The organism is Enterobacter sp. GER_MD16_1505_Eko_090 (assembly GCF_003331015.1).
GTDB classification, from domain to species: Bacteria; Pseudomonadota; Gammaproteobacteria; order Enterobacterales; family Enterobacteriaceae; genus Enterobacter; species Enterobacter roggenkampii.
In genome coordinates, this window is the sequence record NZ_PUQF01000002.1 from 26,122 (window position 1) to 51,577 (window position 25,456).

General features: G+C 56.4%; 23 protein-coding genes. 8 read left to right on the plus strand and 15 right to left on the minus strand.

Going from position 1 to position 25,456, the window contains the following annotated elements:
• Positions 1-7: 7 nt before the first annotated feature.
• From cdsA to rpsB, 7 genes are all read right to left on the minus strand, one after another.
• Positions 8-865, minus strand: coding sequence for a phosphatidate cytidylyltransferase (gene cdsA / locus C6A40_RS02550; RefSeq protein ID WP_008501906.1), 858 nt, complete (start codon positions 863-865; stop codon positions 8-10).
• A gap of 12 nt (positions 866-877) precedes the next feature.
• Entirely contained in the window at positions 878-1,636 is a 759-nt protein-coding gene (gene ispU, locus C6A40_RS02555) for a (2E,6E)-farnesyl-diphosphate-specific ditrans,polycis-undecaprenyl-diphosphate synthase (protein WP_032635546.1), read from the minus strand.
• A gap of 186 nt (positions 1,637-1,822) precedes the next feature.
• Complete coding sequence (ispC, locus tag C6A40_RS02560) at positions 1,823-3,022, minus strand: 1-deoxy-D-xylulose-5-phosphate reductoisomerase (protein WP_045335709.1); 1,200 nt, start codon at positions 3,020-3,022, stop codon at positions 1,823-1,825.
• Between the two features lie 93 nt (positions 3,023-3,115).
• Positions 3,116-3,673, minus strand: coding sequence for a ribosome recycling factor (gene frr / locus C6A40_RS02565; RefSeq protein WP_008501909.1), 558 nt, complete (start codon positions 3,671-3,673; stop codon positions 3,116-3,118).
• A 167-nt stretch (positions 3,674-3,840) separates the two neighbouring features.
• Complete coding sequence (gene pyrH / locus C6A40_RS02570) at positions 3,841-4,566, minus strand: UMP kinase (RefSeq protein WP_008501910.1); 726 nt, start codon at positions 4,564-4,566, stop codon at positions 3,841-3,843.
• A gap of 150 nt (positions 4,567-4,716) precedes the next feature.
• Positions 4,717-5,568 carry a translation elongation factor Ts gene (tsf, locus tag C6A40_RS02575; protein ID WP_014830708.1) on the minus strand — a complete coding sequence of 284 codons (852 nt, stop codon included), beginning with the start codon at positions 5,566-5,568 and terminating at the stop codon, positions 4,717-4,719.
• Positions 5,569-5,685: 117 nt separating this feature from the next.
• Positions 5,686-6,411 (minus strand): 30S ribosomal protein S2, encoded by a 726-nt coding sequence (gene rpsB / locus C6A40_RS02580; RefSeq protein WP_003856207.1) that lies wholly within the window; start codon positions 6,409-6,411, stop codon positions 5,686-5,688.
• Positions 6,412-6,732: 321 nt separating this feature from the next.
• Here rpsB and map point away from each other — a divergent pair, with 321 nt between their 5' ends.
• From map to C6A40_RS02600, 4 genes are all read left to right on the plus strand, one after another.
• Positions 6,733-7,527, plus strand: a complete 795-nt coding sequence (map, locus tag C6A40_RS02585) for a type I methionyl aminopeptidase (protein WP_008501913.1) — start codon at positions 6,733-6,735, stop codon at positions 7,525-7,527.
• Positions 7,528-7,589: 62 nt separating this feature from the next.
• On the plus strand, positions 7,590-10,265 hold the full coding sequence (gene glnD / locus C6A40_RS02590; protein ID WP_023345458.1) for a bifunctional uridylyltransferase/uridylyl-removing protein GlnD: 2,676 nt from the start codon (positions 7,590-7,592) through the stop codon (positions 10,263-10,265).
• 32 nt (positions 10,266-10,297) lie between these two features.
• The gene (gene dapD / locus C6A40_RS02595) at positions 10,298-11,122 is read left to right on the plus strand and encodes a 2,3,4,5-tetrahydropyridine-2,6-dicarboxylate N-succinyltransferase (RefSeq protein WP_008501915.1); all 825 of its coding nucleotides are present in this window, start codon (positions 10,298-10,300) and stop codon (positions 11,120-11,122) included.
• 111 nt (positions 11,123-11,233) lie between these two features.
• Positions 11,234-11,623, plus strand: coding sequence for a DUF3461 family protein (locus C6A40_RS02600; protein WP_008501916.1), 390 nt, complete (start codon positions 11,234-11,236; stop codon positions 11,621-11,623).
• Between the two features lie 89 nt (positions 11,624-11,712).
• Here the strand turns inward: C6A40_RS02600 and cdaR are convergent, their stop codons facing one another.
• From cdaR to dgt, 3 genes are all read right to left on the minus strand, one after another.
• Positions 11,713-12,870 (minus strand): DNA-binding transcriptional regulator CdaR, encoded by a 1,158-nt coding sequence (gene cdaR, locus C6A40_RS02605; protein ID WP_008501917.1) that lies wholly within the window; start codon positions 12,868-12,870, stop codon positions 11,713-11,715.
• Positions 12,871-13,017: 147 nt separating this feature from the next.
• Positions 13,018-14,454 carry a serine endoprotease DegP gene (degP, locus tag C6A40_RS02610; protein WP_008501918.1) on the minus strand — a complete coding sequence of 479 codons (1,437 nt, stop codon included), beginning with the start codon at positions 14,452-14,454 and terminating at the stop codon, positions 13,018-13,020.
• A 130-nt stretch (positions 14,455-14,584) separates the two neighbouring features.
• Positions 14,585-16,099 (minus strand): dGTPase, encoded by a 1,515-nt coding sequence (dgt, locus tag C6A40_RS02620; protein WP_008501919.1) that lies wholly within the window; start codon positions 16,097-16,099, stop codon positions 14,585-14,587.
• A gap of 82 nt (positions 16,100-16,181) precedes the next feature.
• Between dgt and mtnN the strand changes: the two genes are divergently transcribed.
• Genes mtnN through C6A40_RS02635 form a run of 3 tightly spaced genes read left to right on the plus strand, consistent with a single transcriptional unit; the run spans position 16,182 to position 18,324 of the window.
• On the plus strand, positions 16,182-16,880 hold the full coding sequence (mtnN, locus tag C6A40_RS02625; protein WP_008501920.1) for a 5'-methylthioadenosine/S-adenosylhomocysteine nucleosidase: 699 nt from the start codon (positions 16,182-16,184) through the stop codon (positions 16,878-16,880).
• Complete coding sequence (gene btuF, locus C6A40_RS02630; protein ID WP_045335707.1) at positions 16,873-17,673, plus strand: vitamin B12 ABC transporter substrate-binding protein BtuF; 801 nt, start codon at positions 16,873-16,875, stop codon at positions 17,671-17,673. Before mtnN ends, btuF begins: the two co-directional genes overlap by 8 nt.
• Positions 17,674-17,700: 27 nt before the next feature.
• Positions 17,701-18,324: a TRIC cation channel family protein gene (locus C6A40_RS02635; protein ID WP_008501922.1), complete on the plus strand. Its 624-nt coding sequence runs from the start codon at positions 17,701-17,703 to the stop codon at positions 18,322-18,324.
• A 58-nt stretch (positions 18,325-18,382) separates the two neighbouring features.
• Here the strand turns inward: C6A40_RS02635 and erpA are convergent, their stop codons facing one another.
• Complete coding sequence (gene erpA, locus C6A40_RS02640) at positions 18,383-18,727, minus strand: iron-sulfur cluster insertion protein ErpA (protein ID WP_008501923.1); 345 nt, start codon at positions 18,725-18,727, stop codon at positions 18,383-18,385.
• Between the two features lie 79 nt (positions 18,728-18,806).
• The gene (gene clcA / locus C6A40_RS02645; protein ID WP_008501924.1) at positions 18,807-20,207 is read right to left on the minus strand and encodes a H(+)/Cl(-) exchange transporter ClcA; all 1,401 of its coding nucleotides are present in this window, start codon (positions 20,205-20,207) and stop codon (positions 18,807-18,809) included.
• Positions 20,208-20,383: 176 nt separating this feature from the next.
• Here clcA and hemL point away from each other — a divergent pair, with 176 nt between their 5' ends.
• Positions 20,384-21,664 (plus strand): glutamate-1-semialdehyde 2,1-aminomutase, encoded by a 1,281-nt coding sequence (gene hemL / locus C6A40_RS02650; RefSeq protein ID WP_008501925.1) that lies wholly within the window; start codon positions 20,384-20,386, stop codon positions 21,662-21,664.
• A gap of 84 nt (positions 21,665-21,748) precedes the next feature.
• Here hemL and fhuB read toward each other — a convergent pair whose 3' ends face one another.
• From fhuB to fhuC, 3 genes are read right to left on the minus strand one after another with little or no spacing between them, the layout of a single operon-like run.
• Positions 21,749-23,731: a Fe(3+)-hydroxamate ABC transporter permease FhuB gene (gene fhuB / locus C6A40_RS02655; protein WP_021240493.1), complete on the minus strand. Its 1,983-nt coding sequence runs from the start codon at positions 23,729-23,731 to the stop codon at positions 21,749-21,751.
• Positions 23,728-24,618 carry a Fe(3+)-hydroxamate ABC transporter substrate-binding protein FhuD gene (gene fhuD / locus C6A40_RS02660; RefSeq protein WP_023293241.1) on the minus strand — a complete coding sequence of 297 codons (891 nt, stop codon included), beginning with the start codon at positions 24,616-24,618 and terminating at the stop codon, positions 23,728-23,730. The genes fhuB and fhuD overlap by 4 nt, the downstream gene beginning before the upstream one ends.
• Entirely contained in the window at positions 24,618-25,415 is a 798-nt protein-coding gene (gene fhuC, locus C6A40_RS02665) for a Fe3+-hydroxamate ABC transporter ATP-binding protein FhuC (RefSeq protein ID WP_045335705.1), read from the minus strand. Before fhuC ends, fhuD begins: the two co-directional genes overlap by 1 nt.
• Positions 25,416-25,456: the final 41 nt, after the last annotated feature.

The window sequence follows — 25,456 nt, forward strand, 5'->3', positions numbered from 1 at the left end:
CCTTCCGTTAAATCGTCCCGAATACCAGTAAAAGCAAACACGCAAACACTGGAACAGCCGCTGTCAGGCTATCAATGCGATCCAGTATACCGCCATGCCCTGGAATCAGGTGTCCACTGTCCTTAATCCCTGCTTCACGCTTGAACATACTTTCGGTTAAATCACCGAGCACGGAGGCAAGCGCAGCAAAAATCGAGCACACCAGCAGTATTGATGGTGCCACTTCAAGATTCGCCCAGACGCCGTAGCCCCAGGAGATGATCGCGGCCGTAAACAAACCGCCGATAAATCCTTGCCAGGTTTTGCCCGGAGAAACCTTCGGTGCCAGCTTATGTTTGCCAAATAGTTTACCAAACATATAGGCCCCGGAGTCAGCCCCCCAGACGAGAATCATCACATAAAGCAGCCAGATCGCACCGCTGTAGTGGTTTTCGTCGTAGTGCCAGGCGCGCAGCGCAACCATACCCCAGAAAAAAGGAATAATAGTGAGCAAACCAAAAATCAGTCGCAGCACTTTTGAATGACGCCACAACGCCGCGGAGCCGGGATAAAACAGCACCAGCAACAGCGCGGCAACCCACCAGGCCAACGATATCCACAAGGAACCAGCCACCAGAGGCTGATGAATATCATGATGATATTCAGGCAACGTGAACAGCATTACGGCCAGAATAAAGCCACAAAGTACCGCAAGCCATACTCGCTGCGTACGCGAGGTAAAGCCGCTAAACTGTCCCCATTCCCACGCGGCGAGCATGCACACCACCAGCGTAACAATAGCGAATCCCACCGGGGGCAGTAAAAACAGCGCCGCAATGACAATGGGTATTAATACAAAAGCGGAAATCAGGCGATACTTCAGCAAAAGCTACCCCCATCAGGCGTTGTCGCCACCAGGCTCGGTGCCGCCGAAACGACGCTCTCGATTGGCAAAGGCATGCAGCGCACCTTCAAAGTCTTGTTCATCAAAATCGGGCCAAAGAACATCTGTAAAGTAAAGTTCGGCATAGGCAATTTGCCATATCAAAAAGTTACTTATGCGATGTTCTCCCCCTGTCCTAATTACTAAATCCACAGGTGCCAGTTCATTCATGCAGATTTGCTTGCTCAGCGCTTCTTCATCAATTTGGTCGGGTCTCAATACCCCTTCCTGAACCTGTTCGGCGAGATGCCGAACGCCCTGGATAATATCCCAGCGTCCGCCGTAATTCGCCGCAATATTCAGCGTCAGACCGGTATTATTTTCAGTCAGCGCCTCTGCTTTACGAATCCGTTCCTGCAAACGTGAGTTAAAACGACTGGTATCGCCAATGATACGCAGGCGGACGTTGTGGCGGTGCAGGCTTTTTACTTCGCTGTCTAGCGCCCACACAAACAATTCCATCAACGCAGTCACTTCCTGCAGCGGTCGATTCCAGTTTTCACTGCTAAAAGCATAGAGCGTTAACGCATCAATGCCGTTATTGGCGGCAAAAGAAACGGCGCGGCGAACGGATTTCGCCCCAGCTTTATGCCCAAAGGCTCGTATCTTCCCTTGTCTTTTCGCCCAGCGGCCATTGCCATCCATAATGATTGCTACATGACGGCAGCCATGAGCTGGCAAGTTTTCGCTTATTGGTTGATTCGCAGACAACATAACGCGTTTTTTGTCCCTGAAAAGGATTTAACGGTACTCAGGAATACTGAAGCCGATACATAAAAAAGCCGTGTCAAACCACGGCTCACCTGACCACGTAAAGTCAAATACCTGCGATCAGGTGGCGCAGACTATATCACTGAAGCCCAACGCTAACAAATAGCACGACGACTAGTGGTTGCTTTATCACCAGCTTGCGAGACGTGTCACCTGTTGGCGCGCAATATTACGCGCAGCTGCATCCACCGTTAGCACCTCTTCCACGCTCTGTGGTTCGCGCAAATCCATCATCTCCAGTACCGATAAATTTAACGCCGCAATATCGGTAAAACGAATTTGCTGATTCAGAAATGCTTCAACGGTAATTTCATTGGCTGCATTCAGTGCCGTTGTCGCCGCCTGCCCCTGGTCAAAGGCCGTCATTGCAAGCTTCAGACAAGGGTAACGGTCATAGTCTGGTTCACTGAACGTCAGGGAACTTAGCTTGCAGAAATCAAGCGGCTTCACGCCGGACTTCACTCGATTCGGCCACGCCATGGAATGGGCAATCGGCGTACGCATATCAGGTTCGCCCAACTGCGCCAGCACGCTGCCATCCTGATAACGCACCATCGAATGAATCACCGATTGCGGGTGAATCAGAACTTCCATCTGTTTCGCTGACGCATTAAACAGCCAGCGCGCTTCAATGTATTCCAGACCTTTGTTCATCATGGTGGCAGAGTCAACGGAGATTTTACGCCCCATCGACCAGTTCGGATGACGGCACGCCTGATCCGGCGTCATCGCACGCAGTTCAGACAGTGGCGTTTCACGGAACGGGCCACCAGACCCGGTAAGCAGAATCGACACGACGCCATTCTGCTCCAGGTCAGCGTACCCCAGGTTCTGTTGAAAAGGTTGCGGTAAACTCTGAAAAATCGCGTTGTGCTCGCTGTCGACGGGCAAAAGACGCGCCCCGCGCTGCTTCACCGCCTCCATGAACAGGCGTCCGCAGGTGACCAGCGACTCTTTATTGGCCAGCAGAACGTCCTTACCGGCATCAATCGCGGCAAGCGTCGGCAATAATCCTGCCGCCCCGACAATGGCCGCCATCACCTGATCCACCTCATCCAGCGCCGCCATCTCGCAGGCCGCCTGTTGGCCACTCAGCACCTCGGTTCGACTGCCCTTCTCAAGCAGCTGTGCTTTCAGCAGGCGCGCGCTCTCTTCGTCATCCATCACCGCATAGCGGGGCGTAAACTCCAGGCACTGCTCAACCATTCGCTGCACATTCTTACCGGCCACCAGCGCTGTCACGGTGTAAAGTTCAGGATTATGGCGAACAACGTCGAGAGTGCTGCAACCGATAGAGCCGGTTGAGCCAAGGAGTGTTAAATACTTCATGAGATGCCCGAAAAGTTAGACCAGATAAAAGCAAAACGCCGCCAGCAAGACCCAAAGTCCCTCTGAACGGCGTTTATCAGTGTACGACAGAAATCAGAACTGCATCAGTTCCGCTTCTTTATCTGCCAGCGCCGCATCAATTTTCTTGATGGCAGCGTCAGTCATTTTCTGAATGTCGTCCTGGGAACGACGATCGTCATCTTCACTGATCTCTTTTTCTTTCAGCAGCGCTTTGACTTTATCATTCGCGTCGCGACGGACGTTACGCACGGATACACGACCCTGCTCAGCTTCGCCACGTACCACTTTGATCAGGTCTTTACGACGCTCTTCGGTCAGCGGTGGCAGTGGAACGCGGATGTCAGCCCCCGCAGAGCTTGGGTTCAGACCGAGGTCAGACGCCATGATCGCTTTCTCAACCGCCGGGCCCATAGAACGATCGAATACGTTGATTTTCAGCGTACGGGTATCTTCTACCGTCACGCTCGCCAGCTGACGCAGAGGGGTTGGCGTACCGTAGTACTCGACGATGATGCCATCCAGCAGGCTTGGGGAAGCACGGCCAGTACGGATTTTGCTGATTTGGGTTTTGAACGCTTCTACGCATTTTTCCATGCGTACTTCAGCATCTTTTCTGATGTCGTTAATCACGTTACGAATCCTTGAAAACTTGTCTCAGGCAGACTATCCGCCAGCACAGCGCTACAGGTGTGCTAAGTATAGTCGCGTTTAATTCATGACAACGCCAAAGGCGCGCCCGGGTAAGATACCACTACAAAATAAAGCGGAATCTTACCTGTATTTATCGTCAACGGAAATTATTCCGTGATCAAAGTGCCTTCTTTTTCGCCCATGACCACGCGACGCAGTGCGCCAGGTTTGTTCATGTTGAAGACACGAATTGGCAATTTGTGGTCGCGAGCCAGCGTGAAGGCGGCAAGATCCATCACTTTCAGCTCTTTATCCAGCACTTCGCTGTAGCTCAGCTGATCGTACATGGTGGCAGAAGGATCTTTTGCCGGGTCGGCAGTAAACACGCCATCGACTTTGGTCGCTTTCAGTACCACATCAGCTTCGATCTCGATACCGCGCAGGCAGGCAGCGGAATCGGTCGTAAAGAACGGGTTACCCGTACCGGCGGAGAGGATCACCACGCGGTTGTTGCGCAGCAGGCTGATAGCTTCTGCCCAGCTGTAATTATCGCATACGCCATTCAGGGGGATCGCGGACATCAGGCGGGCGTTCACATAGGCGCGATGGAGCGCATCACGCATCGCCAGGCCATTCATCACGGTTGCCAGCATACCCATGTGGTCGCCCACAACGCGGTTCATCCCCGCTTTCGCCAGACCAGCACCACGGAAAAGGTTGCCACCGCCAATGACCACGCCAACCTGGATGCCCAGTTCGACCAGTTCTTTGATTTCCTGTGCCATGCGATCAAGGATGCTTGCGTCAATACCGAAGCCTTCCGATCCCTGCAGCGCTTCGCCACTCAGCTTAAGCAGAATGCGTTTGTACACGGGTTTTGCATTGGTAGCCATGTTTCTTTCCTGAGACTGTCAACGATTAAGATGGGGGTTAATTCTGGCGACATGATATGCCGCAAATCAGTACAGCGATACTGGAGCCTGTCTGATTTCATGTGACGGGTGACAAAAAGAAGCCGCCCTCAGGCGGCTCCTTTTCAATCATTAAGACTGCTTGGACATTGCAGCAACTTCTGCTGCGAAGTCAGTCTCAACTTTCTCGATGCCTTCGCCCACTTCGAAGCGGATGAAGCCAGTTACGTCAGCGTTGTGCTCTTTCAGCAGCTGAGCAACAGACTTGCTTGGGTCCATTACGAATGGCTGGCCAGTCAGAGAAACTTCGCCGGTGAATTTCTTCATGCGGCCTTCAACCATTTTCTCTGCGATTTCTTTTGGTTTACCAGACTGCATCGCGATGTCCAGCTGAACCTGGTACTCTTTCTCTACCACTTCAGCAGACACGTCTTCTGGCTTAACGAATTCTGGCTTGCTTGCAGCGATGTGCATTGCCAGCTGTTTAACCAGCTCTTCGTCAGCGCCTTTAGCCGCAACCAGAACACCGATACGAGCACCGTGCTGGTAAGAACCCAGAACGTCGCCTTCCAGAGAAGCAACGCGACGGATGTTGATGTTCTCACCGATTTTAGCAACCAGCGCAACACGCTCTTCTTCGAACTGTGCTTTCAGAACTTCAACGTCAGTGATTTTGCCAGCAACCGCTGCGTCCAGAACTTTGTTAGCAAATGCCTGGAAACCACCATCTTTAGCAACGAAGTCAGTCTGGCAGTTAACTTCCAGAATGATGCCGTAGGTGCCGTCGATCTTAGTGATGATCACGCCGTCAGCAGCAACGTTGCCTGCTTTTTTAGCTGCTTTGATCGCACCGGATTTACGCATGTTTTCGATTGCCAGCTCGATGTCGCCGTTCGCTTCAGTCAGCGCTTTTTTGCAATCCATCATGCCTGCGCCAGTACGCTCGCGCAGCTCTTTTACCAGGGATGCGGTAATTTCAGCCATTCTTAAATCCTCGGGAGATGTGAACTGCCCGGCCGGGGGCCAAACAGTGTAAATTGAAAAAAGGGGCCGGTAATGGGCCCCTATTCATACACGGTACTAATAAGGGGTAAAACCTTATTATTCAGCTTCTACGAAGCTTTCTTCCGCCTGAGAAGCCAGATCCTGGGAACGGCCTTCACGAACGGTAGCAGCTACAGCGCTCAGGTACAGGCTAACAGCACGGATTGCGTCGTCGTTACCCGGGATAACGAAGTCAACACCGTCCGGATCGGAGTTGGTATCAACGATAGCGAATACCGGGATACCCAGGTTGTTAGCTTCTTTGATAGCGATGTGCTCGTGGTCTGCATCGATTACGAACAGCGCGTCTGGCAGGCCGCCCATATCTTTGATACCGCCCAGGCTGTTTTCCAGCTTGTCCAGTTCACGAGTGCGCATCAGCGCTTCTTTCTTAGTCAGCTTGTCGAAAGTACCGTCCTGAGACTGGGTTTCCAGATCTTTCAGGCGCTTGATGGACTGACGAACAGTTTTCCAGTTGGTCAGCATGCCGCCCAACCAGCGATGGTTCACGAAGAACTGGTCGCAGCTGTTAGCAGCATCTTTCACAGCTTCGCTTGCAGCGCGCTTAGTACCAACGAACAGAATCTTACCTTTACGGGAAGAAATCTTGTTCAGCTCAGCCAGGGCTTCGTTGAACATTGGTACAGTTTTTTCAAGGTTGATGATGTGAACTTTGTTACGTGCGCCGAAGATGAAAGGCTTCATTTTCGGGTTCCAGTAACGGGTCTGGTGACCAAAGTGAACACCAGCCTTGAGCATGTCGCGCATGGAAACAGTTGCCATGTTTAAAACCTCTATATTGAAAGTTGGGGTTATGCCTCCACGTATCCCATATTACCGACCCCGAAGGGCACCCCGGAATATGTGCCGATACGTGTGTGTTGTTACACAAAGTGAGATTTGTCGCTCCCGTCCAGCCTGTGTATCTGAGATGGATCGGAAGTCCGGCGCGCTTTATACCACAAAACACGACCAGAAACCAACAGTTGTTGGCGGAGTGTGCTGTTAATGATTCTCAATTTGGCACGGAGCGTGACTGACTGATACCATTGACGACACTTAGATTAGTATTGTCGAAAAAATCGACACCGATGGACAGATTACATGGCTATCTCTATTAAGACACCTGAAGAAATTGAAAAGATGCGCGTCGCCGGTCGTCTGGCCGCGGAAGTGCTGGAAATGATCGAGCCGTTCGTGAAGCCGGGCGTCAGCACGGGTGAACTGGACCGCATCTGTAACGACTATATCGTGAACGAGCAGCACGCGGTTTCCGCCTGCCTCGGCTACCACGGTTTCCCGAAATCCGTCTGCATCTCTATTAATGAAGTGGTGTGCCACGGCATTCCTGACGATGAAAAACTGCTGAAAGACGGCGATATCGTCAACATCGACGTGACCGTCATTAAAGACGAGTACCACGGTGATACCTCAAAAATGTTCATCGTTGGCAAGCCGACCATCCTGGGCGAGCGTCTGTGCAAAGTCACCCAGGACAGCCTCTACCTGGCGCTGAAAATGGTGAAGCCGGGTATTCGCCTGCGTACTATCGGCGCCGCAATTCAGAAATTTGTGGAAGCGGAAGGGTTCTCCGTGGTGCGCGAATACTGCGGTCACGGTATTGGCCGCGTCTTCCATGAAGAGCCGCAGGTTCTGCACTACGATGCAGACGACGGCGGCGTTGTGCTGCAAAAGGGCATGACCTTCACCATCGAGCCAATGGTCAACGCCGGTGACTACCGCATCCGCACCATGAAAGACGGCTGGACGGTGAAAACCAAAGACAGAAGCTTGTCTGCCCAGTACGAGCATACTATTGTGGTAACAGACAACGGCTGCGAAATTATGACGTTGCGCAAGGATGACACCATCCCGGCGATACTGACGAACATTGAGTGATAAGAAGCCGGCAAATGCCGGCTTTTTTAATGGCGATAGCTTTTTCTTATGGGTGGCGCACGATGAGTAATCTTTTACCCGAACAGTATGCTAACACAGCCCTTCCCACCCTCCCCGACCAGCCCGATAACCCGGGCGTCTGGCCGCCGCACGAACTGACCTGCGCGCATATTAAAGCCCATATGGATGTTTTCCATCGCTGGCTGGGTAGCGCGTTCGATGCAGGCGTGTCTGCCGAGCAGCTCATTGAGGCGCGCACCGAGTTTATCGACCAGCTCCTGCAGCGTCTGTGGATCGACTACGGTTTCGGGCAGGTTAGCGACGTCGCGCTGGTTGCCGTCGGGGGCTATGGCCGCGGTGAGCTGCATCCGCTTTCCGATATCGATCTCCTGATCCTAAGCCGCAAAAAGCTGCCGGACGAACAGGCGCAAAAAATCGGCGAGCTTCTGACCCTGCTCTGGGACGTGAAGCTGGAAGTCGGCCACAGCGTTCGCACCCTGGAAGAGTGTCTGCTGGAAGGGCTATCGGACCTGACCGTCGCCACCAACCTGATTGAAACCCGTCTGCTGATTGGCGACGTCGCGCTGTTCCTGGAGCTGCAAAAACACATCTTCAGCGACGGCTTCTGGCCGTCAGAAAAGTTCTTCGCCGCGAAAGTCGAGGAGCAAAACCAGCGCCACCAGCGCTACCACGGCACCAGCTATAACCTTGAGCCCGATATTAAAAGCAGCCCCGGCGGCCTGCGCGACATCCACACGTTACAGTGGGTCGCCCGTCGCCATTTCGGCGCCACCTCGCTGGACGAGATGGTTGGCTTCGGCTTTTTAACCGAGGCGGAGCGTAACGAGCTCAACGAGTGTCTGCACCTGCTGTGGCGCATCCGCTTTGCCCTGCATCTGGAGGTCACCCGCTACGATAACCGTCTGCTGTTTGACCGCCAGCTCAGCGTGGCGCAGCGCCTGAATTACCAGGGCGAAGGTAACGAGCCGGTTGAGCAGATGATGAAGGATTTCTTCCGCGTCACCCGCCGGGTCACCGAGCTGAACCAGATGCTGTTGCAGCTGTTCGACGAGGCCATTCTGGCCCTGACTGCCGACGAAAAGCCGCGCCCGATTGACGATGAATTCCAGCTGCGCGGCACGCTTATCGATCTGCGCGACGAAACGCTGTTCATTCGCGAGCCGGAAGCGATCCTGAGGATGTTCTACACCATGGTGCGCAACAGCACCATCACCGGGATCTATTCCACCACCCTGCGCCATCTGCGCCACGCGCGCCGCCATCTGACGCAGCCGCTGTGCTATATCCCGGAAGCCCGTTCGCTGTTCCTGAGCATGCTCCGCCACCCGGGCGCCGTCAGCCGTGGGCTGCTGCCGATGCACCGCCACAGCGTGCTGTGGGCCTATATGCCGCAGTGGTCGCACATCGTCGGGCAGATGCAGTTCGACCTGTTCCACGCCTACACGGTGGATGAACACACCATCCGCGTGATGCTCAAGCTGGAGAGCTTTGCCAAAGAAGAGACGCGCTCCCGCCACCCGCTGTGCGTCGAGCTGTGGCCGCGCCTGACCCATCCGGAACTGATCCTGATTGCCGCCCTGTTCCACGACATCGCCAAAGGCCGCGGCGGTGACCACTCGGTGCTGGGCGCCCAGGACGTGCTGAAATTTGCCGAGCTGCACGGCCTGAACTCACGTGAAACGCAGCTGGTGGCCTGGCTGGTGCGCCATCACCTGCTGATGTCGGTCACCGCGCAGCGTCGGGACATTCAGGACCCGGAAGTCATTAAGCAGTTCGCGGAAGAAGTTCAGACGGAAAACCGCCTGCGCTATCTGGTCTGCCTGACGGTGGCGGATATTTGCGCCACCAACGAAACCCTGTGGAATAGCTGGAAGCAGAGCCTGCTGCGCGAGCTGTACTTCGCTACCGAAAAACAGCTGCGTCGCGGGATGCAGAACACGCCGGACATGCGCGAGCGCGTGCGTCACCACCAGCTTCAGGCGCTGGCGCTGCTGCGGATGGATAACATTGATGAAGAGGCGCTACATCAGATTTGGGCCCGCTGCCGCGCCAACTATTTTGTCCGCCACAGCCCAAACCAACTGGCGTGGCACGCGCGGCATCTGCTCAAGCACGATCTGTCCCAGCCGATGATCCTGCTAAGCCCGCAGGCCACGCGCGGCGGAACGGAGATTTTCATCTGGAGCCCGGACCGGCCTTATCTGTTTGCTGCCGTCTGTGCCGAGCTGGACAGACGTAACCTGAGCGTGCATGACGCGCAGATTTTCACCACCCGCGACGGCATGGCCATGGACACCTTTATCGTGCTGGAGCCGGACGGCAGCCCGCTGTCGTCGGACAGGCATGAAGGGATACGTTTTGGTCTGGAGCAGGCGATTACCCAGCGCAGCTGGCAGCCCCCGCAGCCGCGTCGCCAGCCGGCGAAATTGCGCCACTTTACCGTGGATACCGAGGTCAATTTCCTGCCGACCCACACCGATCGTAAATCGTTCCTGGAGCTGATCGCGCTCGACCAGCCAGGGCTGCTCGCCCGCGTCGGCCAGGTTTTTGCCGATCTGGGAATTTCGCTTCATGGGGCCCGAATTACAACGATTGGCGAGCGAGTAGAAGATTTATTTATAATCGCCACCGCCGACCGGCGTGCCCTTAATAATGACCTGCAGCTTGAAGTGCAACAACGGTTGACAGCAGCCCTCAATCCAAACGATAAAGGGTGATATGTTTTTTAGTGAAATGGAAAGAGTAAACAATGCAGCAGTTACAGAACGTTATTGAGTCCGCTTTTGAGCGTCGCGCCGAGATTACCCCGGCAAATGTGGATACCGTGACCCGTGAAGCGGTAAACCAGGTGATTTCCCTGCTGGATTCCGGCGCACTGCGCGTGGCAGAAAAAATCGACGGTCAGTGGGTCACTCATCAATGGCTGAAGAAAGCCGTGCTGCTCTCTTTCCGCATCAACGATAACCAGGTTATCGACGGAGCAGAAAGCCGCTACTTCGATAAAGTGCCAATGAAGTTCGCTGACTACGACGAAGCGCGTTTCCAGAAAGAAGGTTTCCGCGTGGTGCCGCCTGCGGCGGTGCGTCAGGGTGCCTTCATCGCACGCAACACCGTGCTGATGCCATCCTACGTGAACATCGGTGCCTACGTTGATGAAGGCACCATGGTGGATACCTGGGCAACGGTTGGTTCCTGCGCACAGATCGGTAAAAACGTTCACCTGTCCGGCGGCGTGGGCATCGGCGGTGTTCTGGAGCCACTGCAGGCTAACCCAACCATCATCGAAGATAACTGCTTCATCGGCGCGCGTTCAGAAGTGGTGGAAGGCGTAATCGTGGAAGAAGGTTCCGTGATCTCCATGGGCGTTTACATCGGCCAGAGCACCCGTATTTACGACCGTGAAACCGGCGAAGTGCATTACGGTCGCGTTCCGGCGGGCTCCGTGGTGGTTTCCGGCAACCTGCCGTCCAAAGATGGCAAATACAGCCTGTACTGTGCGGTTATCGTGAAGAAAGTGGATGCGAAAACGCGCGGTAAAGTGGGCATCAACGAATTGCTGCGCACCATCGATTAATCGGGTATAACAAAAAGCGGGGGCAACCCCGCTTTTTTTATATCTGAGGGTGGCGAAAATAGATTTTTTCGTTAATTATTCAAAGGTTATGTTGAGATCAAGGGTACCGCTATGTACGATAATCTGAAAAGTCTGGGCATTACCAATCCTGATGAAATTGATCGTTACAGCCTCCGCCAGGAAGCCAATAACGATATTTTGAAAATCTATTTTCACAAGGACAAAGGAGAGTTTTTCGCCAAAAGCGTGAAGTTTAAATACCCACGCCAGCGTAAGACCGTTGTTGCTGACGGTGTAGGACAGGGATACAAAGAAGTACAGGAAATCAGCCCTAACCTGCGCTATGTGATCGATGAACTCGATCAGATCTGCCAGCGCGACCGCACCGAAGTCGATCTCAAGCGCAAGATCCTTGACGACCTGCGTCACCTTGAAAGCGTTGTTACCAATAAGATCAGCGAGATTGAAGCGGATCTTGAGAAGTTAACCCGCAACAAATAAGCCGTTTTATTGCCCGGTGGCGCTTCGCTTACCGGGCCTACAAACGCATGTAGGCCGGGTAAGGCGAAGCCGCCACCCGGCAAACAGCATCATCTCTGTTCATCCAACTGCAGCGCCACATACAGCAGCAGCCTGTCGTCGAAATTTCCCAGATCTAACCCCGTCAGCTCTGAAATTCGGTTTAACCGATACTCCAGGGTATTGCGGTGGATAAACAGCGCTTTTGACGTCGCCAGCGGCTGCACGTTATGACGGAACCACGCCTGCAGCGTCCGGCGCAGCAGGCCGTTATTGTCCATGGCTTTCAGGCGCGCCAGTGGCCGCGCCAGCTCATTGGCCTGCCAGCCACCGCGCAGGCTGTCGAGCAGCACCGGCAGCATCAGGTCCTGATAAAAATAACTGCGGCTTTCCGGCATTCGCTGCTTGCCCACCATCATGGTGGTTCGCGCGGTACGCCAGGAGCGGGCGATACTGCCCGGCCCGGTAAAGTAGTTGCCCAGCGCAACGCGAAAACGCAGCTGACCATTCTCTTTCATACGGGAAATTAACTGCTCCACGCGACGGCGATGATCGTCCGCATCCCAGCGGCCAAACGCATTGAGCGCCGGTTTGAGCACCACCATCTCCGTCAGAGAGACGATCGCCACCAGGTTGTCGCGCTCCGGCGTCGCCAGTGCATTTTGCAGCTGCTGCAGCTCGGCCATCGCGCTGTCTACGCCCAGCTGGCCGCTGTCGACCTCAATGACCGCCACCACGCGCGGCTGGTTCAGATCGATCCCCAGACGCTGCGCCCACTCGCTCAGCGCAGGCGTATGCTCTTCCGCCTGAATAAGGTTCATCACCAGCTCTTCGCGCAGGCGGCTGTCCTGAGCCAGCAGGTGCATCAGGCGAGACTGCTCCAGCATCATCTCCGCCGTCATGCAGACCAGCTCACCGTATTTTCGCAGTGACTCAGGCTCGCCGGTGAGGCCGATGACCCCCACAATCTCGCCTTCAAGGCGCAGCGGTAAATTGATGCCCTGACGGACGCCGTGCAGGTGTTTCGCTACCGCATCGTCTATATCAACCACGCGCCCCTGGGAGAGCACCAGCAGCGCGCCTTCGTGCAATTCCCCAATACGCTCGCGATCGCCACTGCCAATAATGCGCCCGCGGGCATCCATTACGTTGATATTGGTATCAATGATGCGCATGGTGCGCGCCACAATATCCTGCGCCATTTTGGTATCAAGATGCCAGCCAGCCATAGAACCCTCCCGTGAGCAGAGCTCAAGCATAGGGAAGTTCAGCGACGCCCGCATTGTGCAGATGCACAAAGAGAGAGGAAGAAGTGTGGACTTGTGTGAAAGGTCACAGAAACGAGAAAAGCCCCTGCGAACAGGGGCTTCAGAGGATTACTGCATCAGCAGGTAAATAGAGGTGTCACCACGCTGGATATTCAGCGCCAGCACGGAAGGTTTGCTGTCGAGGATCTTACGCAGTTCAGCGATGTTTTTCACCGGCTGCTGGTTAGCGCCCATGATCACATCGCCTTTTTTCAGGCCAATACGGGCTGCCGGTGAATTCGCCTTCACGTTATTCACCACTACGCCTTTATCTGCGCCTTTGTTGCTCATCTCGGCGCCTTCGATACCGCTGAAGATGGTGCTGGAGTCCACCTGATTCTGGCTGCTCTGCTGCAGCTCCAGGCTGACGTTAACCGCCTTACCGTCGCGCAGCAGACCAAGGGTCACTTTGCTGCCGATAGGCATAGAGCCGACTTCCGCACGCAGGGCGGCAAAGCTGCTGATCGGTTTACCGTTCAGGGAGGTGATCACATCCCCAGCTTTAATGCCCGCTTTAGCGGCAGAGGAGTTCGGCATCACCTGGCTGACGAATGCCCCGCGCTGGGCGTCAACTTTCATTGCCTTAGCCAGTTCGGAGTTCAGTTCCGTACCCAGGATACCCAGCTCACCGCGTTTCACCTGGCCATACTGCACCATCTGCGCGGTCAGGTTTTTCACCATGTTACTTGGGATAGCAAAGCCGATCCCGATGTTGCCGCCGTCCGGTGCCAGGATCGCGGTGTTGATACCGATCAGCTCGCCGTTCAGGTTCACCAGCGCGCCGCCGGAGTTACCGCGGTTGATCGCTGCATCCGTCTGGATGAAGTTTTCATAGTTTTCGGCATTGAGGCCGCTGCGGCCCAGTGCAGAGACGATACCCGAGGTCACGGTTTCACCCAGACCGAACGGGTTACCGATCGCCACGGTATAGTCACCCACGCGCAGCGCGTCGGAGTCGGCAATTTTAATCGCCGTCAGGTTTTTCGGATCCTGAATCTGGATCAGCGCGATGTCGGAGCGCGGGTCTTTGCCGACCACTTTGGCGTCAAACTTACGGCCATCGCTCAGTTGAACCTTAATGCTGCTCGCGTTATCAACAACGTGGTTGTTGGTGACGACGTAGCCTTTCGCTGCATCAATGATTACCCCCGAGCCAAGCGCCATGAATTTCTGTTGCTGGCCGCCGCCCTGGCTGTCATCCCCTGCGCCACCGCCCTGACAGAACGGAGAGCTCTGGAATGGCGAACCGTCCTGGCAGAACGGCGAGTTGTCGCCGAAGAACTGCTGGAAGTTACGCGGCATGCGCGGCGTATTGACGGTCGTGCTACCCTCAACGTTAATACTCACCACCGATGGCATCACTTTTTCGAGCATCGGTGCCAGGCTTGGCATCTGCTGCGCGGTTGCTGCCGACGACGCGGTCTCGGCTGCAGTAGCAGTCAGAGGAGACAGCGCTAAACCTAAACTCAGAGCCAGTGCACTCATTGCTAATGTGGTTTTTTTCATGTTTCTCAATCTCGATTTACAGGTAACGCAAAATTGCTGTGTAACTCAGATTCGTTTTATACCGCTTAGTTCCGGCGATAAGTTTATGGAAAAGGTAAAAATTTATTGGCCGTCTTTACAAAACTCCGGGTTATTCCACCGCCATCAGCTTGCGATATTCATCCCAGGCATACAAATCCGTCATGCCGCTGATATAGTCCTGGATAAGACGGCAGCGGTAATAATATTCCATCACTGGCCACTGCGGTGACTGGCGATCCAGCTTGCCAATCGCTTCGACATACGCCAGACGGTGTCGGGTAGAAAGTTTTTGATAAAGTCGTGATTCAATGGGAATACGGCGCACGCGCTCGTGTTCTACCAGCTCGCTGAATTCGTCGACCGACAGCTGGAGCAGCGGAGCATAAATTTCCAGTAACCCACTGATCACCCTATATCCCTGCAGCTCTAACTGTTCGACATCCGGATGGCTGAATACATGCCGCATCGCCACATGTTTATAAAGCTCGAGGAGCTGGCTGAAACTGCTGTCATCTTCCAGCAGGGCGTGGTTGAATTCCCCGCTGAAAATCAGCGGCAAATTATCAATAAAGCGTGACGCCGCGTACGGCACCAGCTTATTTAATGTATTGACCCGCAAATACATAAAGAACTGGTCTTCCGTACTGCGGCTTAATGTATTTGAGCGTGATTTTTCCCAGGCATTTTCGACAACCTGCGCAAACAGCGAGCCTTTTTCATGGGTGCCCCAGGCCGTATAAAGATGCTGATAAAGCTCCTCGACGCTGAAAATTCTTTTTTCAACGGCGTCTTCCAGATCGGCCACGCAATAGGAAATATCATCGGCGGCTTCCATAATCCAGGTCAATGGAAAACGGCCGTTTGGCGTCAATGAAAGTTCTTTACGTAACCGTTCAATATAAGCCTCTTCGGAAAGGTAATAGCCCGGTTTTTTCATTAAATAACTGTGGGACGCGGGCGTCTCCCCCATCCACCACGCGGGGCGCGTATATTTCAGAATGCAGCCGACCTGCGCCCAGGTCAGGTTCATACGCATCAGGGAATGCACCAGCCGGATCCCCTGCGCGTTACCCTCAAAGTGACAGAGGTCCTGGCGCACCTTGCGGCGCAGATCGTTCAGCCCTTCTTCCCCTTCACGCAGGCGTAAATCGCGTACGATGCAGCGGTCGTCGCTCAGCGGCTGGCTTACCGCATCCGAAGGGTAAAGCCGTTGCTTAAACCAGTCATTGATAGCCGCCTCTCCAAAGTGACCGAAAGGCGGGTTGCCGATGTCATGCATCAGGCAGGCCATCTCAACGATGCTCTCAAAAGGCCCCGTCAGCTCGTCCAGACCATAGGTTTCCAGTAAGCGCTGCTCTTTGAGACGGCTTAAAATCTCTTTGGCGATGTAGCGCCCGACCTGCTGCACCTCCATGGAGTGGGTTAAGCGCGTGCGCACCGCGGCGTTACGCTCCAGCGGAAAGACCTGGGTCTTTTGCTGCAGACGGCGGATGGCGGGCGAGTTAATGATCCGCCCGCGATCGCTTTCGAAGATACGCAGGATCTCATGTTCGCTCTTGTCGCCCTGCGGCGAACGGAAACGTCGGTGCCAGTTAATTTTGGTGCGAAAATCGATTGGTGACATGTGCTCCCCCGCGTGAGAATGCGTTTCCCCTTAACCGCATGATAGACTATGCATCTTAACAAGGCACATCGCGAGTAAATCTATGAAAATCGGCATTATTGGTGCAATGGAAGAAGAAGTTACGCTTCTGCGTGACAAAATTGAGAACCGTCAGACCCTCTCTCTGGGAGGTTGTGAGATCTATACCGGTCAGCTAAACGGTGTTGACGTGGCTCTGCTGAAATCAGGCATCGGTAAAGTCGCTGCGGCGCTGGGTGCCACCCTGCTGCTTGAGCGCTGCAAGCCCGACGTGATCGTGAATACCGGCTCTGCGGGCGGCCTGGCGCCGACGCTGAAAGTGGGTGACATCGTTGTTTCCGACGAAGCGCGCTATCACGATGCGGACGTCACCGCGTTCGGCTACGAGTACGGCCAGCTTCCGGGCTGCCCGGCAGGGTTTAAAGCGGACGACAAACTGATTGCGGCGGCAGAGACCTGCATTGCGGAGCTCAACCTCAACGCGGTACGCGGTCTGATTGTCAGCGGTGATGCGTTCATCAATGGCTCCGTCGGTCTGGCGAAAATCCGTCATAACTTCCCTCAGGCGGTGGCCGTTGAGATGGAAGCGACCGCGATCGCGCACGTTTGCCATAATTTCAACGTACCGTTTGTAGTGGTTCGCGCCATCTCTGACGTGGCAGATCAGCAGTCCCACATCAGCTTCGACGAGTTCCTGACCGTTGCGGCAAAACAGTCCACCGTGATGGTGGAACGCCTGGTGCAGAACCTGGCACGTGGCTAAACATACCTTCAGGGCGCTGGCCGCCCTGCTTCTGCTCGCACCGGCGTGGCTTTTTGCCGCGCCGCGTGTGATTACCCTCTCTCCCGCCAATACCGAACTGGCGTTTGCCGCCGGGATCACACCCGTTGGCGTGAGCAGCTTTTCGGATTATCCCCCTCAGGCGACAGGCATTGAACAGGTGGCAACCTGGCAAGGGATGAACCTTGAGCGCATCGTGGCGCTGAAACCGGATCTCGTGCTGGCCTGGCGCGGCGGAAACGCCGAGCGGCAGGTTAACCAGCTTACCTCCCTTGGCATCAAGATCATGTGGATTGATGCCGTCAGCATTGAGCAGGTCGCTCAGGCGCTACAGGCCCTGGCACCCTATAGCCCTACGCCCAAAAAAGCCGAGGCTGCAGCGAAACAGCTGCTCAGCGACTATGCCGCGCTGAAATCCCGATACGATACCCCTGTTAAAAAGCGCATCTTCCTGCAGTTTGGCAGCCAGCCGCTGTTCACCACCGGTAAAGGGTCGATTCAGAATCAGGTACTGGAAGTCTGTGGCGGTGAAAACATCTTTGCAGCCAGCCGGGTACCGTGGCCTCAGGTAAGCCGTGAGCAGGTTCTGGCGCGCCAGCCACAGGCCATCGTGGTGGTCGGAAATGCGAGCGAAATTCCCAAAATCGAGCAATTCTGGCAAAAGCAGCTAAAAATACCGGTAATACCCCTCAACAGCGACTGGTTTGAACGCGCCAGCCCGCGTATTATCCTCGCCGCAAAACAGCTCTGTGCCGCGCTGGCAGAGAGTCACTAACATAAGACCCTTTTCGAGGATTTAACGATGCTCGTTTATTGGCTGGATATTCTTGGCACAGCCGTTTTTGCTATCTCCGGCGTCCTACTCGCCGGAAAACTACGCATGGATCCGTTTGGCGTGCTGGTGCTGGGCGTGGTGACCGCCGTGGGCGGCGGGACTATCCGCGATATGGCGCTGGCCAATGGCCCGGTGTTTTGGGTGAAAGATCCGACCGACCTGGTGGTCGCGATGGTCACCTGTCTGTTAACCATTGTGCTGGTTCGCCAGCCCCGCCGATTACCAAAATGGATATTGCCGGTACTGGATGCCGTCGGTCTGGCCGTGTTTGTCGGTATTGGTGTCAATAAGGCGTTTAATGCGGGCACCGGTCCGATGGTGGCGATCTGCATGGGCGTATTAACCGGCGTGGGCGGCGGGATCATTCGCGACATTCTGGCGCGGGAGGTGCCGATGATCCTGCGTACTGAAATTTACGCGACGGCCTGTATTGCGGGCGGCATTGTCCACGCGACCGCGTATTACACCTTTGCCATTCCGCTGGAAAACGCCGCGATGCTGGGGATGATCGTGACGCTGGCGATACGTTTAGCGGCGATACGCTGGCACCTGAAGCTGCCGACGTTTGCGCTGGATGAAACTTCAAGATAGGCGTCGTTTATAAGCCCGGTGACGCTTCGCTTACCGGGCCTACAATCCGCATTCAGGCTTAAATGCTGAACGAAGACCCACACCCGCAGGTGCTTGTTGCATTCGGGTTGGTCACCACAAAGCGTGAACCTTCCAGACCTTCGGTGTAGTCGACCGAACCACCTACCAGATACTGCAGGCTCATCGGGTCAACCACCAGCGCGACGCCCTGTTTCTCAATGGTCATATCGCCATCGTTAACCTGATCGTCAAAAGTAAAACCGTACTGGAAGCCGCTGCAGCCGCCACCGGTAATATAGACACGCAGTTTCAGATCCGGATTGTCTTCGTCGGCAATCAGGGTTTTCACTTTGTTGGCTGCTGCTTCGGTAAATTCCAGCGGCACAGCTACGTCATCACTCATCTTATGCTCCCATGAATACTGCTATTGGGTAAAATTCACCCAATTCTTTTCGTCATTATCTAATACCCTGGTAATTCATTCAAGTATTCTGCGCGGCGGCCCGCTCCGCCTCTTGTTTTGCCAGGGTACGCGCGAGGATGGTGGAGTATAGCGGTTTTCCACCCAGGAACTGGGCTAATAGTGTCGCCCCGAGACAGGTAATGATCATTGGCAAAATGAGCTGGTAATTGTCCGTCATCTCCAGCACCAGCACGATCCCGGTCAACGGCGCGCGCAGGGAGGCGGCCAGCAGCGCCCCCATTCCGGCTACCGCAAAGGTCCCTGCATCAAGGTGATAGGCGGGAAAGCCCGCTTGAGCCGCCATACCAAACGCGGTGCCCAACAAGGTTCCCAGCGCCAGCATCGGGGCGAATATCCCGCCGGGCGCGCCGGAGGAGAAGCACAGCACCGTCGTGATGACGCGGGAGATAAACATAAACAGCAGCAGACCCACGCTGAAGTTCCCCGCCGCCGCAATGGGGATCAGCCCGAAGCCGCCGCCCGCGGCATTTGGCTCGATAAACCCGAGCACGCCACAGATTCCGCCAAGCAGGCCGCCCATCAGCACCCATTTAGTCGTATTCCCACCGTGAATACGCTGGAACATATCCTGAGCGCGCAGGATAAAGGTGTTAAACAGCGGTCCCACCACGCCAAAAATCATGCCGAGGATCAGGTAAAGCCACAGGGTGTTAACCGGCGCGTTGGTCAGTTTACCCACCTCAATGACCGCCCCTTCGCCATTAAAGAGGCGAAACACGATGCTCGACATAATGACGCCGGTAAACACCGCTTTAATGGAGATCAGGTTGTAGCGAAACTGCGCGCGCATCTCTTCGATGATAAACAAAATGCCCGCCAGCGGCGCGTTAAAGGCCGCCGATAGCCCCGCCGCCGCACCGGTAGCCAGCAGCGTATGGCGCGCTTCGGCGCTGCGCATCCGAAACAGATCGCCCACCATGCGGCCGACGTTCCCGCCCAGCTGAACCGTGGGCCCTTCCCTGCCGAGCACCATTCCCGCACCCAGCGTACCCATGCCGCCGATAAATTTCACCGGAATGACTCGCCACCAGCGCACAGGACGCAGCTCCTCCAGCGCCCCTTCAATTTCCGGGATGCCGGACCCGCCCGCCTCCGGCGCGAATTTACGCACCAGAAAATACCCCACCATGGCGAACAGCGCCGACAGCCCGAACGCCGCAACCCAGACCAGCCATCGGCTGTCGGCGAAACCGGCCACGGTTCCCACTCGCCAGTTGAGTACGGCATTAACCGCTTTTTCAAACGCCACGCCCACCAGACCGGCGAGCGTTCCCACCACGGCAGCGGCCAGCAGGATCGCCAGCGGCGTTTTATCGCGATTGAGCAGCCGACGAATACTGATTCGATGCTGGGCGCGCGTAAACTGTTGTTCTTCAAAAGACGGAGAATCTGATTTCATGTCCTGTACTTATTCGTCATACAAAAGCCGCGTGGATTTTACCAGAGACTGCCCCACCGTCTCCTGAAAATTACTTAACAAATCTTAAAGCATTACCCGGCTAAAAATTTCATAACCTTCCCCGAATCACTTAGAATAGTGGGCTTAATCATTTTATACGAACCAGGAACGACGCCATGAGCAAGTCTGAAAACCTCTACAGTGCAGCCCGCGAGCTTATTCCGGGTGGCGTGAACTCACCTGTGCGCGCCTTTACCGGCGTGGGCGGCACGCCGCTGTTTATCGAACGTGCTGACGGCGCGTATCTGTATGATGTCGATGGCAAAGCCTATATCGATTACGTCGGCTCCTGGGGCCCGATGGTGCTGGGTCACAACCACCCGGCCATTCGTAACGCGGTAATTGAAGCCGCCCAGCGCGGCCTGAGCTTCGGTGCGCCTACCGAAATGGAAGTGAAGATGGCGGAACTGGTCACCGAGCTGGTCCCGACCATGGACATGGTGCGCATGGTGAACTCCGGTACCGAAGCCACCATGAGCGCCATCCGCCTGGCGCGCGGTTTTACCGGCCGCGATAAAATCATCAAGTTCGAAGGCTGCTACCACGGCCACGCGGACTGCCTGCTGGTGAAAGCAGGTTCCGGCGCGCTGACGCTCGGCCAGCCAAACTCGCCTGGCGTACCTGCGGATTTCGCGAAGCATACCCTGACCTGTACCTACAACGATCTGAACACCGTTCGCGCGGCGTTCGAGCAGTATCCGCAGGAGATCGCCTGCATCATCGTTGAGCCGGTTGCGGGCAACATGAACTGTATCCCACCGCAGCCTGACTTCCTGCCGGGCCTGCGCGCCCTGTGCGATGAGTTCGGCGCGCTGCTGATCATCGACGAAGTGATGACCGGCTTCCGCGTGGCGCTGGCGGGCGCCCAGTCTTATTACGGCGTGGAGCCGGACCTCACCTGCCTGGGTAAAATCATCGGCGGCGGCATGCCGGTCGGCGCGTTCGGTGGTCGTAAGGACGTCATGGAAGCGCTGGCACCAACCGGCCCGGTTTACCAGGCGGGCACGCTCTCCGGTAACCCTATCGCCATGGCGGCGGGCTTTGCCTGCCTGACCGAAGTGGCTCAGCCAGGTATTCACGAAACCCTGACCGACCGGACCACGCAGCTGGCAAACGGCCTGCTGGAAGCGGCAGAAGAGGCCGGCATTCCGCTGGTGGTTAACCACGTAGGCGGGATGTTCGGGATTTTCTTCACCGAGGCGAAAACCGTGACCCGCTATCAGGACGTGGTGAAGTGCGACGTTGAACGCTTCAAGCGCTTCTTCCACCTGATGCTGGAAGAAGGCGTGTACCTGGCACCGTCCGCATTCGAGGCGGGCTTTATGTCCGTGGCGCACAGCGAAGAAGATATCAATAACACCATTGACGCGGCGCGTAAGGTGTTTGCCAAGCTCTAAGGGCATTGCCGGGTGGCGCTAACGCTTACCCGGCCTACGGTGTTCTCCCTCTCCCCGTGGGAGAGGGAATAAGGCCGCATCTGATTACCGACTCTGCTTTCTCAACAGATAAATAAAATACGGCGCACCAATAAAGGTCGACAGCAGCCCCGCCGGGATCTGATACGGGAACAGCACCATTCTTCCGCACCAGTCTGCAAACACCAGCATCACGCCGCCCGTGAGGGCCGACATGACAATATGCGGCATCGTCCGGCGGAACCCCATCATTCTGGCGATATGCGGCGCCATTAACCCCACAAAACTCAGCGGGCCAATCGTCATGGTGGCCGTCGCCGTCAGGCACGCGGCGAGCAGCAGCAGCGCTACACGTGCTGGCGTCAGCGCCATTCCCACCGCACGTGCGGTTTCACCGCCGAGCGGCAGAATAGTCAGCCAGCGTCGGCACAGCGGCACCATCGCCAGCAGCACGACCATCACGATCCCGGACCCGATCGCCTGGCTGCCGGTCGCGCCGTACGTTGAGCCGGATATCCAGGTCAGGATCTTCGCCATACGCGGATCGCCGCTTGCCTGCAGCATCATCAGCAGCATGGTGAACGCGGTGCTGAGCGCCATCCCGGCCAGCAGCATACGGTGCGGTGAAAACCCGCCGCGACCAGCGGCAATCAGGATAATCAGCAGCGTAACGGCCGCACCGAGACTGCCGGCAGGCATCAGCCAGCCAAACGCATTGCCCGGCACAAAGAACAGCATCAGCACCACGCCAAAGGCGGCGCCAGAGCTGATCCCAAGCACTTCCGGGCTCGCCATCGGGTTGCCGGTCAGACGCTGAATAATGCACCCCGCCACCGCCAGCATTACCCCTGCGATCAGCGCAGCAAAGATACGCGGCCAGCGCCACTGCAGCAGATCGTTGAGTAAATCGCCCGTTGCCCAGTGCCAGCCTGCGGCATCGCGACCGAATGAGAGCGCCGCGAACGAGGCAATAATCAGCACCGCCAGCCCGGCAAGGCTAAACCACAGTACCGACTGACGTTCAGCATGGACTTTATCGCCCGCATCCATCGCCGGTGCGCTCATGCTGCGCAGACGCGGCAGCAGCCAAAGCAGCAGCGGCGCACCGATAAGCGCCGTGACCGAGCCGGTAGAGACTTCCCGCCACACCCGCGCCAGCCAGAGAATAAGCTGATCGGAAAGCCAAAGGATCAACGCCCCAATCAGCGAGGCCAGCAGCAGACGCGCCAGCAAACGGCGCGCCCCAAGCATTTTCGCCAGCAGCGGCGCAAACAGGCCGATAAACCCGATGATGCCAACCGCATTCACCAGCAGGGCGCTCAATACAATCGCCAGCGTCAGCGCCGCCAGGCGAGCCAGCGACAGCGCCAGCCCCAGGTTACGCGCCACGCCATCATCCAGTCCCATCAGCGTCAGGGGACGCAGGAGCAGCAGCGTCAGCACGACACCGCCAGCCAGCTGCGGCCACAGGCGCAGCACAACGCTCCAGTCGGTTTGGGTGAGCGTACCGGTACTCCACAGGAACATGCTTTGCAGGCGATCGTGGTGGAAAAGCACCAGCAGCTGGTTAATCGCGCCACAGTAGAGGCTCACCACCAGTCCGGCCAGAATGAGCGTCACAGGGGAAAGGCGTTTGCCCCAGGCCACGCCAAAGACCAGTGCGCCCACTACGCACGCCCCCGCGAGTGCCGCAAACTGCGAGGTTAACGCTCCCGGCAGCGCCCACAGCGTGGTGATAGTGATCCCAAGCTGTGCGCCGGTCGCGACGCCGAGCGTGGTTGGCTCCGCCAGCGGGTTACGTAACACCTGCTGGAACAGCACGCCCACCAGCCCTAAGCCGGCACCGACTAAAAGGGAGATTGCCAGACGCGGCAGCAGGCTGTAGTGGAACAGCATCTGCTGAATATTGTCGATATCCGGCGAGGCCAGCGCGGCTCCCCATTGCGCGCGCGGTAACGCGGCAGAGAGGTTGAACCCGGTTAACGCCAGCGCGGCAAGAAAAATCAGCATCAGCAGAAGCGCCGGGAAACGGGCAATACGCGTACTCATGCTTTACCTCCCAGGGCGTTATCCAGCACGCGGGCAAAATGCATCGCCGACAGCGTCGCGCCGTAGAACCAGACCGCCGGAGCGCGCTGGAAGCGCCGCTCGCGCACAAACGGCATCGCCTGCCAGAGCGGAGTCGCCATCAGGGTTTGCATGTCGCGCTCGTTGCCGTGATCGAAGCACAGCACATCCACATCGCGAAACGCCGCGAGGCGATCGATACCCACAGCGGTACTGCCCCAGAACGTCATCTCCCCTTCCCAGGCGTTGCGAATGCCGAAGCTGTCCAGCACCTCCTGGAACAGGCAGTTTTTACCAAAGACCAGCATATGGCGGGCATCCAGCAGCGTCACCATCAGCAGCGGACGATCGCCCCGGTGAGCAAAACGCGGCTTCAGGGAGTCGATCAGGGCATCAAATTCGTCGAGATGCCGTTTGGCCTCCGCTTCCCGGTTAAGGAAATGCGCCATCTCGCCAATCGAATTTTTCGCTACGGCCAGCGGTTTTTTACCGTCGCTGAAAGCGAATCCGCGCCCGGGCGCAATGCGCGCCATCACCTCTTCTGACGGACCGTAGCCCGCGGACCAGAACAGGAACGAAGGTTTCATCTGGGTGAGCAGCTCGAGGTTTGGCTCCGTACGCAGGCCGACGTCGATCACCGAGTCCGGCAGCTTCGGCTCATTCACCCAAAGGTTATAGTTGGGAATGTCCGCGACGCCGTAGGGCGTAACGCCGAGCGCCATCATCAGCTCGACCGGCAACCACTCCAGCGCCACTATGCGGTGCGGATCGACGGCGGCGGCACGCGCCGTATTCATTTTTAACAGCAGCGGTGAGAGGGCCATCGCCGTCAGCAGGCGACGGCGGCTAATGCGCATGTTGTCCAGCATCAGTACACGAAGCTCACCGGTGCAGCCCCGGCCGGGTGAGGCAGAATACCCATCGGAATACCATAAATCTGTTCCAGCGTTTCGCTGCGCATCAGCTCGGACGGCGTTCCCTGCGCAATCATTTCGCCGCCGCGCAGCGCAACAAGGTAATCGCAGTAGCGTGCCGCCATGTTGATATCATGCAGCACCGCAATCACCGTCAGACCGCGCTGCTGGCTTAAGCGGTGCACCAGCGCCAGAACATCGACCTGATGGGCGATATCAAGTGCGGAGGTGGGTTCGTCGAGGAGCAGGCAGCGGCTGTCCTGGGCCACCAGCATTGCAATCCACGCGCGCTGGCGTTCACCGCCGGACAGGCTATCCACCAGACGGTGCGCCAGCGGCTTAAGCCCGACCAGCGCAATCGCCTCTTCCACTTTCTCTCTGTCGGCCACGCCAAAGCGTCCAAGCGCGCCATGCCACGGATAACGCCCAATCGCCACCAGCTCTCGCACCGTCATCCCCTCCGCCTGCGGCAGCTGCTGCGGCAGATACGCCACTTTGCGGGCAAAGGCTTTACTGCTCCAGCTCTCCAGCGGTTGGTCATCCAGCAGAATGTCGCCTTCTGACGGCGGCTGATGTCGTCCCAGCATCTTGAGCACCGTGGACTTACCGGAACCGTTGTGACCAATCAGGCCAGTGACTTTACCTGCGGGAAACGTCAAAGAGAGCGGATGCAGCAAGGTGCGCCCGGGTACGCGAAAGGAGAGATGGTTGAGCGTAAAGGTGGTGTCGGGTTGCGTTTGATTATCCTGCATATCAGCCAACTTAAATAAAAAGGGCACGGCGAACCGTGCCC